Source organism: Klebsiella sp. OBRC7, from assembly GCF_000293135.1.
GTDB classification, from domain to species: Bacteria; Pseudomonadota; Gammaproteobacteria; order Enterobacterales; family Enterobacteriaceae; genus Klebsiella; species Klebsiella michiganensis.
In genome coordinates this window covers 1-12,293 of record NZ_ALNJ01000073.1, presented here as the reverse complement: position 1 = coordinate 12,293, position 12,293 = coordinate 1, and the positions used below count along the sequence as shown (strand labels likewise).

At 52.6% G+C, this 12,293-nt stretch carries 7 protein-coding genes and 4 pseudogenes; 8 read left to right on the top strand and 3 right to left on the bottom strand.

Annotated features, from left to right (window positions below; all coding sequences use genetic code 11):
- Positions 1–235 (bottom strand): annotated as a pseudogene (locus HMPREF1144_RS14620) (IS110 family transposase); the annotation flags it as partial.
- Positions 236–699: 464 nt separating this feature from the next.
- Between HMPREF1144_RS14620 and glgB the strand changes: the two are divergent.
- From glgB to HMPREF1144_RS14585, 7 genes and pseudogenes are all read left to right on the top strand, one after another.
- The gene (gene glgB / locus HMPREF1144_RS14615) at positions 700–2,892 is read left to right on the top strand and encodes a 1,4-alpha-glucan branching enzyme (RefSeq protein WP_004099052.1); all 2,193 of its coding nucleotides are present in this window, start codon (positions 700–702) and stop codon (positions 2,890–2,892) included.
- 129 nt (positions 2,893–3,021) lie between these two features.
- Positions 3,022–4,305, top strand: a complete 1,284-nt coding sequence (gene glgC / locus HMPREF1144_RS14610) for a glucose-1-phosphate adenylyltransferase (RefSeq protein ID WP_004099051.1) — start codon at positions 3,022–3,024, stop codon at positions 4,303–4,305.
- Positions 4,306–4,393: 88 nt separating this feature from the next.
- Positions 4,394–5,827, top strand: a complete 1,434-nt coding sequence (glgA, locus tag HMPREF1144_RS14605; RefSeq protein ID WP_009653212.1) for a glycogen synthase GlgA — start codon at positions 4,394–4,396, stop codon at positions 5,825–5,827.
- An 18-nt stretch (positions 5,828–5,845) separates the two neighbouring features.
- Positions 5,846–7,330 (top strand): annotated as a pseudogene (glgP, locus tag HMPREF1144_RS14600) (glycogen/starch/alpha-glucan family phosphorylase); the annotation flags it as partial.
- Positions 7,282–7,734: pseudogene (locus tag HMPREF1144_RS31575) on the top strand (phosphoglucomutase, alpha-D-glucose phosphate-specific); the annotation flags it as partial. The pseudogenes glgP and HMPREF1144_RS31575, both read left to right, overlap by 49 nt.
- 124 nt (positions 7,735–7,858) lie before the next feature.
- On the top strand, positions 7,859–8,425 hold the full coding sequence (locus HMPREF1144_RS14590; protein WP_009653205.1) for a LuxR C-terminal-related transcriptional regulator: 567 nt from the start codon (positions 7,859–7,861) through the stop codon (positions 8,423–8,425).
- A gap of 334 nt (positions 8,426–8,759) precedes the next feature.
- Complete coding sequence (locus HMPREF1144_RS14585; protein ID WP_004197671.1) at positions 8,760–9,038, top strand: hypothetical protein; 279 nt, start codon at positions 8,760–8,762, stop codon at positions 9,036–9,038.
- Between the two features lie 27 nt (positions 9,039–9,065).
- On the opposite strand, the pseudogene HMPREF1144_RS33020 reads toward HMPREF1144_RS14585, so the two are convergent.
- Both HMPREF1144_RS33020 and HMPREF1144_RS14580 read right to left on the bottom strand, forming a co-directional pair.
- Positions 9,066–9,239 (bottom strand): annotated as a pseudogene (locus tag HMPREF1144_RS33020) (ISNCY family transposase); the annotation flags it as partial.
- Between the two features lie 38 nt (positions 9,240–9,277).
- Positions 9,278–10,675 carry an ISNCY family transposase gene (locus HMPREF1144_RS14580; RefSeq protein WP_009653207.1) on the bottom strand — a complete coding sequence of 466 codons (1,398 nt, stop codon included), beginning with the start codon at positions 10,673–10,675 and terminating at the stop codon, positions 9,278–9,280.
- Between the two features lie 110 nt (positions 10,676–10,785).
- Here HMPREF1144_RS14580 and HMPREF1144_RS14575 point away from each other — a divergent pair.
- Positions 10,786–12,293 (top strand): IS3 family transposase (locus tag HMPREF1144_RS14575; protein ID WP_009653208.1); only part of this gene is annotated, 1,508 nt, incomplete at its 3' end.

Below are 12,293 nucleotides of genomic sequence, written 5' to 3'. Positions count from 1 at the left end.
CGAACTGAGGGGCCATCAGTTTGACATTATGGCCCATCGATATCAGTTTATTGGCCCAGAAATGAGCAGATGCACAGGCCTCCATGCCGATCAAACAGGGTGGGATGTTGGCAAAAAAGGAGGCCATTTGTGCCCGTCTGAGTTGTTTGTTGAACAACCGTTTTCCGTGCTCGTCAACCCCATGGATCTGGAAAACGTTTTTTGCCAAATCGATTCCAATAGTTTTAACGTTCATGATAGCAGCGCTCCGTTCAATGAGTGACGATTTATCGTCCCACTGTGGCACAAGAGATGGGAGGCGACCATTCCATTAACAAAGCCCTTCAACTCAGCAAAAGTTCGATTTATTCAACAAAGCCTTTTTTTATATACGATCTGACGAATTCAGCAGAAGGAAACTCATCATTCGTGACGAAATAAAAATTAGTTTCCCCATTAATATAGAAATGAGTGTTTACTCACAGAAAGAAAATCAGGAGTAATTATTCTGAAGACAGATAATACAGAAGTCGTACAGCGCATTTAACTCACTTCTCAGGAGGTTAATCACTCTCTATTTGTGGACAACCGACATGTCTTAAGGCTCTGGAATAACGTGTTGATATTTCGATGCGTAGCATGCAGCGGAATATTACCGGATCAATAAAGCAGGAAGAGGCGTTTTAATTCTTTCCGCAGGATGATAGTAGGGTGACTGCCATGTCTGATTATAATGAAAAAAGTGCGATCTCCGCACTTCTCGCAGGTCATTGTTCCGATCCATTTTCCGTGCTTGGCATGCACTCAACCGATGCGGGTCTGGAAGTGCGCGCATTATTACCCGATGCCACCGATGTATGGGTGATTGAACCGAAAACCGGGCGCAAAGTCGGTAAACTCGAATGCCTCGACACACGCGGGTTCTTTAGCGGCGTTCTGCCGCGCCGGAAAAATCCTTTTCGTTACCAGCTGGCCGTCACCTGGCACGGTCAGCAAAACCTGATTGACGACCCCTATCGCTTTGGCCCGCTGCTGCAGGAGCTTGATGCCTGGCTGCTCGCTGAAGGGACTCATCTGCGGCCCTACGAGACGCTGGGAGCCCATGCCGACACCATGGACGGCGTCACCGGGACGCGTTTTTCCGTCTGGGCGCCGAACGCCCGTCGTGTGTCGGTGGTCGGACAGTTCAACTACTGGGACGGCCGCCGCCACCCGATGCGTCTGCGCAAAGAGTCCGGCATCTGGGAGCTGTTTGTCCCCGGCGCGCATAACGGCCAGCTGTATAAGTTCGAGCTGATTGACGCCCACGGCCACCTGCGGGTGAAATCCGACCCGTATGCCTTTGAGGCACAGATGCGCCCGGAAAGCGCGTCGCTTATCTGCGGCATGCCGGAAAAGGTCGAACAGCCACAGTCCCGTCAGCAGGCCAACCAGTTTGATGCACCGATTTCGATTTATGAAGTGCACCTTGGCTCGTGGCGCCGCCACGCCGATAACCATTTCTGGCTCAGCTACCGCGAGCTGGCGGACCAGCTGGTGCCTTACGCGAAGTGGATGGGCTTCACCCATCTGGAGCTGCTGCCGGTAAACGAACATCCGTTCGACGGCAGCTGGGGCTATCAGCCCACCGGGCTGTACGCGCCGACCCGCCGTTTTGGTACCCGTGAAGACTTCCGCTACTTCCTGAATGCTGCCCATGCCGCGGGTCTGAACGTGATCCTCGACTGGGTGCCGGGCCACTTCCCGTCGGATGACTTTGCGCTGGCATCGTTCGACGGCACCGCGTTGTATGAACACAGCGACCCGCGAGAAGGTTATCACCAGGACTGGAATACGCTGATCTACAACTACGGTCGCCGTGAAGTCAGCAACTTTCTGGTCGGGAACGCGCTGTACTGGATTGAACGCTTCGGGATCGACGCCCTGCGCGTGGATGCGGTTGCGTCAATGATCTACCGCGACTACAGCCGCAAAGAGGGGGAGTGGGTGCCCAATGAGTACGGCGGCCGGGAAAACCTCGAAGCGATTGAATTTCTGCGCAATACCAACCGTGTGCTCGGTGAGCAGACGCCGGGAGCGGTCACGATGGCGGAGGAGTCCACCGACTTCGCCGGGGTTACACGACCGTCTTCTACGGGCGGTCTTGGCTTCTGGTTCAAATGGAACCTCGGCTGGATGCATGACACCCTCGACTATATGCAGCTCGATCCCATCTATCGTCGTTATCATCACGACAAGATGACCTTCGGGATGCTCTACAACTACACCGAAAACTTCGTGTTGCCGCTGTCACACGATGAAGTGGTTCACGGCAAAAAATCGATTCTTGACCGGATGCCTGGCGATGCCTGGCAGAAGTTCGCCAACCTGCGCGCCTACTACGGCTGGCTGTTTGCCTTCCCCGGTAAAAAGCTGCTGTTTATGGGCAACGAGTTTGCCCAGGGGCGGGAGTGGAACCACGACGCCAGCCTCGACTGGCATCTGCTGGAAGGGGGCGACAACTGGCATCACGGGGTGCAGCGTCTGGTGCGCGATCTGAACCATACCTATCGCCACCATAAGGCACTGCACGAACTGGATTTTGACCCCTACGGCTTTGAATGGCTTGTTGTGGATGACCACGAACGGTCGGTGTTTATCTTTGTCCGTCGCGATAAAGCCGGGAACGAGATAATCGTGGCGAGCAACTTCACGCCAGTACCGCGTCACGGCTATCGCTTCGGGATTAACCAGCCGGGGCGCTGGCGTGAAGAGCTGAACACCGACTCGATGCACTACCACGGGAGCAACACCGGCAACGGCGGCTGCGTGGCAAGCGAGGCGATCGCCAGCCACGGTCGGGAGCATTCGCTGTCGGTGACTCTGCCGCCGCTGGCGACAATCTGGCTGGTACGGGAATCTGCAGGGCAATAAAACGCGCAGCTGATTTATTGCAGCTGACTTATTACCGGAGGTGATCACTTCTGAATTATTTTGCAGAAGAGTGAGGCTTTTTCTTCATTATTTTCTTTTATGGCTTTTATTTAATGGCAGGACATTATTATGAGTAAACTTGAATATACTGACAACTTAATGCTGTCGCGCCAGTTACCGCTTAAATCCGTGGCCCTGATCCTCGCCGGCGGACGTGGCACACGATTAAAAGACCTGACCACTATTCGCGCAAAACCTGCGGTGCATTTCGGCGGTAAATTCAGAATTATTGATTTTGCTTTATCGAATTGTATTAACTCCGGAATAAGACGTATCGGGGTCATTACACAATATCAGTCCCATTCACTGGTGCAGCATATTCAACGCGGCTGGGCATTCTTTAACGAAGAAATGAATGAGTTCGTGGATTTATTACCGGCGCAGCAGCGGGTGCATGGTGAGAACTGGTATCGGGGGACGGCGGATGCCGTGACCCAGAATCTGGATATTATCCGCCGCTATGATGCGGAATATGTCGTTATTCTGGCCGGGGACCATATCTATAAACAAGATTATTCGCGGATGCTGCTCGATCACGTTGAAAAAGGGGCGCGCTGTACCGTGGCCTGCCTGCCGGTCCCGGTTGAAGAGGCAAGCGCTTTTGGCGTCATGGCCGTGGATGAGAATGACAAAATCATTGAATTTGTTGAAAAACCGGCTAATCCGCCCACCATTCCTGGCGATGAAACCCGCTCGCTTGCCAGTATGGGCATTTATGTGTTTGATGCGGAATATCTCTACCAGCTGCTGGAAGACGACGATCGGGATGAACACTCCACCCATGATTTTGGCAAAGATATTATTCCCAGGATAACGGCGGCAGGTGAAGCGTATGCGCATCCGTTCCCGCGCTCCTGCGTTCAGTCGGATAATAATGCCGAGCCATACTGGCGCGATGTCGGAACCCTGGAGGCGTACTGGAAAGCGAATCTGGATTTAGCCTCAGTAGTGCCAGAGCTGGACGTTTATGACCGTAACTGGCCTATCCGTACCTATGTCGAATCGCTGCCCAGCGCCAAATTTGTTCAGGACCGTTCCGGCAGTCATGGCATGACCATGAATTCTCTGGTCTCCGGCGGCTGTATTATTTCTGGCTCGGTGGTGGTGCAGTCGGTTCTATTTTCCAGAGTTCGGATTAACTCGTTCTGTAATATTGATTCGTCGGTTTTATTACCGGGCGTCTGGGTCGGTCGCTCCTGCAGGATAAGACGCTGCGTGATCGACCGGGGATGCGTTATTCCGGAGGGGACGGTGATTGGCGAAAATGCCGTTGAGGATGCGCGACGCTTTTATCGTTCGGAAGAAGGCATCGTTCTGGTTACCAAAGAAATGCTGGACAAACTTGAGGTATGAGCCCATTTGCGGAAAAAGCGTGTCCGGCGGCAGAGAAAATATTGCCCTGTCGCGGGTCGTCTCTGTGGCTGAATAATAAGGAGCATACATGCAAGTTTTACATGTAGGAGCAGAGATGTTCCCGCTGTTAAAAACGGGCGGACTGGCCGACGTCACCGGCGCGCTCCCGGCGGCGCAAATTGCCGAGGGGCTGGATACCCGCGTGCTGCTGCCTGGGTTTCCGGCGATCCGCAACGGGGTTCAGGATCCGCAGGTGGTGGCCAGCAGGGAGACATTCGCCGGGCGGATGACGCTGCTGTTTGGCCATTTTAACGGTGTGGGCATCTATCTGATTGATGCCCCGCATCTCTATGACCGGACGGGTAATCCTTATCATAACCAGCAGATGCAGGATTATCCTGATAACGTCCTGCGTTTCGCGTTGCTGAGCTGGGTCGGGGCCGAGCTTGCCGGTGGTCTTGACCCGTTCTGGCGTCCTGAAATCGTCCACGCCCATGACTGGCACGCGGGTCTCACCCCGGCTTATCTGGCCACCCGCGGCAACCCGGCCAAATCGGTGTTTACGGTGCACAACATTGCCTATCAGGGGTTGTTTCAGGCCCGGCATATGGCGGAGATCGCGTTACCGTGGTCGTTCTTCCAGATGCACGGGGTGGAGTTTAATGGGCAAATCTCCTTCCTTAAGGCGGGTCTCTATTTCGCTGACCATATCACCACCGTCAGCCCGACATATGCCCGTGAAATTACCGAACCACAGTACGCGTTTGGTCTGGAAGAGCTGCTGCGGCAACGTCAGCGGGAAGGGCGACTGTCGGGGATCCTGAACGGGGTTGACAAAAATATCTGGGATCCGCGCCGCGATCCGCTGCTGGCAGCGCCTTACGACCAGAATTCACTGGCGGAGAAAGCGAAGAACAAGCAGCAGCTGCAGACGTCGCTGGGGCTGAAGGCGGACGATCGGGCGCTGCTGTTCACCGTTGTGAGCCGGCTGACCAGCCAGAAGGGGCTGGATCTTCTGTTTGGCGCGCTGCCGGGAATTATATCTAAGGGAGGGCAGCTGGCGCTGCTGGGATCCGGGGACCCGGATTTGCAGGCCCGTTTTCTGACCGCCGAGGCGCAATACCCCGGGCAGGTGAGTATCCGGATCGGCTACGACGAGGCGCTGTCGCATCAGATGATTGGCGGCGCCGACGTCATCCTGGTGCCCAGCCGTTTTGAACCCTGCGGTCTGACCCAGCTTTATGGTCTGCGCTACGGCACATTACCGCTGGTTCGCCGTACCGGCGGACTGGCGGATACCGTCGCCGACTGTTCGCTCGAAAACCTTGTTGACGGGCTCGCGACCGGATTTGTGTTTACCGACAGCGAGACGGAATCGTTATTACATGCTATCCACCGGGCCAGTGTCCTGTGGTCGCGTCCCTCGCTGTGGCGTTACGTGCAGCGGCAGGCGATGAGCATGGATTTTAGCTGGCAAAGTGCCGCAAAGTCTTTCCACCTGTTGTATCAGCGTATTATTTAATTGCTACGGATAAGAAAAATGGAACCACGCATAAGTTATATTTCACCCAGGCTGAATGAAGAAGCGCTGCAGCATGCTATCGCTTATAAGCTCATGTTTATTCTCGGTAAAGACCCTTCACTTGCCAATAAGCATGAATGGCTCAATGCTACGCTGTTCGCCGTGCGCGATCGGCTGGTTGAGCGCTGGTTGCGGGCGCATCGGGCGCGGATCTCGCAGCAGGCGCGCCAGGTATATTATCTGTCGATGGAGTTTCTCATCGGCCGTACCCTCTCGAATGCCTTACTGTCGCTGGGCATCTATGAGGATGTGAAAACAGCGCTGGCCGGGATGGGTCTGGATCTGGAAGAGCTGATTGACGAAGAGAATGACCCGGGCCTGGGCAACGGCGGTCTCGGTCGTCTGGCAGCCTGTTTTCTCGACTCCCTGGCCACGCTGGGGCTGCCAGGACGCGGTTACGGCATCCGCTACGACTACGGCATGTTCAAGCAAAACATCATCGACGGCCGGCAGATGGAGTCACCGGACTACTGGCTGGAGTACGGTAACCCCTGGGAATTCGAGCGCCATAAAACCCGCTATACCGTGCGCTTTGGCGGGCGCATTCAGCATGAGGGGAAAAACTCGCGCTGGCTGGAAACCGAAGAGATCATCGCGGTGGCCTACGATCAGATTATCCCGGGTTATGAAACCGATGCCACCAACACCCTGCGCTTGTGGAGCGCCCAGGCCAGCAGCGAGATTAACCTCGGTAAATTTAATCAGGGAGATTACTTCGCGGCGGTAGAAGATAAAAACCATTCCGAAAACGTCTCCCGGGTACTGTATCCGGACGACTCGACCTACTCCGGGCGCGAGCTGCGCCTGCGTCAGGAATATTTCCTCGTTTCGGCGACGGTGCAGGATATTCTTTTTCGCCATTACCAGTTGTATCAAACCTATGACAACCTGGCAGATAAAATTGCTATCCACCTCAACGACACCCATCCGGTGCTGTCGATCCCGGAGCTGATGCGTCTGCTGATTGACGAACACCGCTTCAGCTGGGATGACGCTTTCGGGGTGACCTGTCAGGTCTTCTCCTACACCAACCATACCCTGATGAGCGAGGCGCTGGAGACCTGGCCGGTCGAGATGCTGGGGAAAATCCTGCCGCGCCATTTGCAGATTATTTTCGAGATTAATGACTATTTTCTGAAAACCATGCAGGAGCACTATCCCGATGATATTGCGTTGCTGAGCCGGACCTCGATTATCGATGAATCCAACGACCGTCGCGTACGGATGGCCTGGCTGGCGGTGGTGGTCAGTCACAAGGTGAACGGCGTGTCGGAACTGCACTCCCGGCTGATGGTGGAGTCGCTGTTTGCCGATTTCGCCAGAATCTTTCCGCGCCGCTTCACCAACGTGACTAACGGCGTCACGCCGCGCCGCTGGCTGGCTGCCGCTAACTCCTGCGTTTTGACGGAACGCCGTGGTCGACCGACAAAGACGGGATCATCATGTGCCTGCTGGCGGCGGAAATCACCGCCGTCACCGGTAAAAACCCGCAGGAGCACTACGACGAACTGGCCGCCCGCTTCGGCGCGCCGAGCTATAACCGGCTGCAGGCTTCGGCCACTTCCGCACAGAAAGCGGTGCTGTCGAAGCTGTCGCCGGAAATGGTCAGGGCCAGTCAGCTGGCGGGTGACCCGATCACTGCGCGTCTGACCGCCGCGCCGGGCAACGGCGCATCGATTGGTGGCCTGAAAGTGATGACCGACAACGGCTGGTTCGCCGCCCGACCGTCAGGTACGGAAGACGCTTACAAGATCTACTGCGAGAGCTTCCTCGGGGAAGCACATCGCAAGCAGATCGAGAAAGAAGCGGTGGAAATCGTGAATAGCGTGCTAGCGGCGCACCAGTAGAGCAGTTGACGTACTCCGCTGAGCCGGAGTACGTCATAGTTACCCGGCGACACCAATACAGGCACCACTTTGTCAGAACATAAGGAACGGGACGCTTCGCAAAAGGTATTGCTGCGGGGACTATATGAATATCTATGTTATTACCAATAATAATTTCATGCTTGTAGGTCTGAAATGTATGTTCAGCGACAACAGCCTCTCCGTCAACAGGGTTGTGTTTTCACGGGTCAGCGATATTGCCTTCAGCAACAGCGATGTGGTGATTGTGGAGTCAGAGCTGAACACCGGCGATGTCGAACGTCTCAAGTACCTACACATTTCACCGGTCAATCTTATCTTTTTATTAAAACCGGCGTCAGGAATGAGCGGGACAGGGCGTGAAGCGGTATGCATTGACACTGAATTAAGCGGTAATGAATATCTCATGATGAGGCAGGCGTTTAAAAAAATGGGGATCAATCTGAAGAGGGACAAGTTGTCATTTACCAAAAGAGAAACACATGTTATCAATATGATTTTAAATGGTTATTCGATAGATGAAATTTCCCGTAGCCTGCTGATCTCCAAAAAAACGGTTCAGTCTTTTGTCGGTATTGTTTTGCATAAACTGAATACCACCAAAATAAGTGGAATATACCGCAAAAAAAATCTCATCATCGACAGTTTTGCCAGGAGGAGCCTGCATCGTTAGGATGCCCTATAAACTAATGATCTGCTTATGGAAAGTCACTATTTCATATATTAAGTTTCAACTAAATTTGTTATAAATTATTTTATGTTGTTATGTTGAACGGGGTTTGATTATTGGTATGCTTCAGAAAAAATAAACATACATCATGGGTGCTAACATGATGAAAATATATGAAACTATAGTCATCAAATGATTTAAGCATACAATAAATAATATAAGATTATATCCTCTATCTGTGAATGGTGGGCGGCAGAGGAAAAACGGGATATATATTTATGCATTTCATCTTTTTATTATAAAAAACTGTTATGTAAATTCTGTAGCGGGAGGGGGTATGTTTAGTGAAGACGCACACTATGAATTTCTAAAAAGATATTACAGAGCGGAGTTTTTTGAAGGAAGAAATGGTTCCATTTGGGGAATAAATTATTCTTACAATTTGGCAAGGGTGGGTATGAATATGCTTGAAAGATATGGCTATGGGATAATATTAAAGCATGAATCTATCACTGGTGAAACCATTTACTATGATCGTAGTCTGACGATACTATTTGGTGACAGAATTACACAGGCCCTGGGAGGTCAGTATTGCAACAGAGAAATGAGAGAATAATGATTTAATATATTTTTTAATCGCTCGTTAAACATTGGAACTTTTCTCAGAACGTGACTGCAATGTCTTCAACGCATCTAACATGTCGTCGCCGTTCAGTGAGCGCTGCGATTATTTCTCTGTTGGTTTTCTGCGCCGCCGCAAAGAGCCATCACCGGCAGGGATCGCCTGTGAACGGTTGTTATCGCGTTTATCCTGAACATCAATCTAAATTGAAATGTCCGCATGTAGGTTATGTTTCAGCCTTTGCCGAAGATGTCTTTACTCCGGGTCTGAAGTTGCTGCAGGGCTTCCAGCATGTCGTTATGGTCCAGACTTCGTTGTGATTTCTTGCCGGGTTGTTTCTTTCTGCGTGAGGTCTGGCCGTCCAGTGATGGCAGGGCCTGTGAGCGGGTGTTGTCCCGTTTGTCCTGAACCAGCTTTATCATTTCCAGGGCACGTCCCAGACGCTTGTTGTCGATGATGGCGCCCTGGTCCAGTTCTCCCAGTCGGTCGTAAGTGGTAAAGGGCAGGGAAGTGCCGCTGGCCCGGAGCTCAATGTCACCATCCGGGTATTGCCATACCTCGATGTACTTCCCCTGAAAACGCCGGTTTTCTTCATTATCTTCAAGCAGATAAAGCTTTTTATCATACTGTAATGTCAGGTTTTTCGAGACCTTACGCTGCTCGCGCCAGGTGAATGTCGCCTGCAGGTTTTCGCCATTATCCAGCTGGCGATGTACGTCAAAATCGTGACGTGGCGGCTTTGCAAACCGACGGTTGTAATCTTCCATGAACTCATCAGCAAAGGCGTTTGCAGCCTCAGGTGTGCTGATACCGCGGAGCCGCAGTTCCTTGACCAGGCGGTCCTGTAATGTCAGATGAGCCCGTTCAACACGCCCCTTGGCTGAACTGGTGTTGGCACAGATACCAGTGATATTCAGCTCGTTCATGGCACGACCAAACTGAGTCTGGCCATCTCCGCCGGTGGCCTGCTTGTTGTTGATCCTGAAGACGCTGGCTTTGTCGCTGTAGAATGCCAGAGGCTTACCGTAGCGCTCCAGATATCCCCGGGTGGCTTCAAAATAGGTGAACGTGGACTCCGAACTGACGAACAGAAGCTGCATCAACCGACTTGTTGCATCATCAACGTAAACGAGCAGCGTGCAGGCCGGACCACGGTCCTCGAACCAGCGATGTTCACTGCCATCAATCTGGATGAGTTCGCCGGTGCAGGCCCGACGTGGGCGTGGCTGATGCACACGAGGTGGCCGTAACTTACGAGGGATCCATAAACCATCCCGGGTCATAAGCTTACGTACAGTCTCTTTAGCAAGATAAAGGTCATGAATCTCAGCAAGCTTCTCGCAGGCCAATGTCGGGCCAAAGTCGGCGTAACGTTCGCGAATGATGCGCAGCGCACGCTCAGCGAGGCCAGGCATCAACTGTCGGTTACTAGGCTGACCACGTCGGCGGTTAACCCGCGATAGCGGTCCGTGTTCACGATAGCGCTCGAGTAGCCGGCGGCAGTGCCTGTCAGAGATCTCAAGTCGGGTTGCTGCAAGACGCGTGGTAAGACGCCGGTCGATAACGTCCTGCAGGATCCTGAGTCGGTTTACATCGTTCATCGAGAAAAACTCCGTTCCGTATGCCGTCATGAGTCTCATCCTTTGAAAGCAGCGATCGCGGTGGCGAGACTGTAGCGCGGACATGTCTATTTGGTCAGAGTGGGGTGCGGACGAATTCCTGGACCTTCAGGAGTTAATTTATGCATTCATACGAGGATCGTATCCGGGCCGTCGAACTTTATTACCGGTACGGTAAAAAGACCTCTGCGGTTGTCAGAGAGCTGGGATATCCTTCCACAAAACAGTTGAGCCGTTGGGTGCGGATTTATGAACAGAAGGGCGATTTACCCAGAGATTTAAAGCCAAGGGAACGCTATTCACGTGCGCAGAAAATTGCTGCTGTCGAGCATTATCTTACACACGGTGGATGCCTGTCGTTCACTCGTCGCGCCATTGGTTACCCCAGCAACGAGGTTCTCAAATCCTGGATTCGGGAATTTTACCCGAACAGCCGTCCTCTGGTTATTCGCTCAGGCACAAACAAATGCTTCAGCCCGGAAGAGAGAGATCAGGCCGTCAGAGAGCTCTGCAGCAGACGTGGAACCGCGCTTAAGGTTGCACAAAACATAGGCGTCAGCGTTCCAGTCCTGTACAAATGGAAGAAAGACCTTATCAGTGACGAGGCTTATCAATCCATGCGCAAACGAAAAGCTGCCCTTAAAGATAAAAACCAGGATGCTTTGCTCGATGAAATCCAGCGTCTCAGACAGCAGGTTCATCAGCTGCAGCTCGAACGGGACATACTGACAAAAGCGAATGAACTGATAAAAAAAGACCTGGGCATCAGCTTTCTGACCCTGAAGAACAGGGAGAAAACCCAGATCGTTGATGCCCTTAAGAAAAAGTATCCCGTTGCTGAGTTGCTTGGCGTTCTGCAACTTGCCCGCAGCTGCTATTTTTACCACAAAGCCAGCCAGCGCTTGAGTGATAAGTATGCGGAAATACGCGTGATCATGGCGGAGATCTTTGAGGAAAACTACTGCTGCTATGGCTATCGACGTCTTCATGCGATGCTTCGTATTAACAACCGGTTTATTTCTGAGAAGGTTGTCCGCAGACTGATGGCAGAAGAACAGCTCGTTGTTAAGCGCACCAGGCGACGACGATACAACTCTTACTGTGGAGAAATCGGCCCGGCACCGGAAAATCTGCTCACCCGGGATTTTAGTTCCTGCAGCCCAAATGAAAAGTGGCTGACCGATATCACCGAGTTCCAGCTTCCGGCTGGAAAAGTGTATCTGTCGCCGGTTATTGACTGCTTTGATGGCCAGGTAGTGAGCTGGTCGATAGGAACACGCCCGGATGCAACGCTGGTGAATACCATGCTTGATGATGCGATCAGCACGCTCAGCGCAAATGACAAACCGGTGATACACAGCGACCGCGGTGGCCATTATCGATGGCCGGGTTGGCTTGATCGTATCAACACATCCGGACTTATAAGGTCCATGTCGCGCAAAGGATGCTCGTCGGATAATGCGGCGTGTGAAGGCTTCTTCGGGCGGGTCAAAAATGAAATGTTCTATGGAAGAAACTGGGCAGGTATAACGCTGGAAAAATTTATCTGCTTTCTGGACAGATACATACGCTGGTATAACGAGAAGCGTATCAAGCTATCATTAGGTGCAATGAGTCCGGTGAAGTACCG

Excerpts from the sequence above, each read along its gene's own strand:
- glgB (WP_004099052.1), top strand. The coding sequence starts at position 700 with ATGTCTGATTATAATGAAAAAAGTGCGATCTCCGCACTTCTCGCAGGT.
- glgC (WP_004099051.1), top strand. The coding sequence starts at position 3,022 with ATGAGTAAACTTGAATATACTGACAACTTAATGCTGTCGCGCCAGTTA.
- glgA (WP_009653212.1), top strand. The coding sequence starts at position 4,394 with ATGCAAGTTTTACATGTAGGAGCAGAGATGTTCCCGCTGTTAAAAACG.
- HMPREF1144_RS14590 (WP_009653205.1), top strand. The coding sequence starts at position 7,859 with ATGAATATCTATGTTATTACCAATAATAATTTCATGCTTGTAGGTCTG.
- HMPREF1144_RS14585 (WP_004197671.1), top strand. The coding sequence starts at position 8,760 with ATGTTTAGTGAAGACGCACACTATGAATTTCTAAAAAGATATTACAGA.
- HMPREF1144_RS14580 (WP_009653207.1), bottom strand. The coding sequence starts at position 10,675 with ATGACGGCATACGGAACGGAGTTTTTCTCGATGAACGATGTAAACCGA.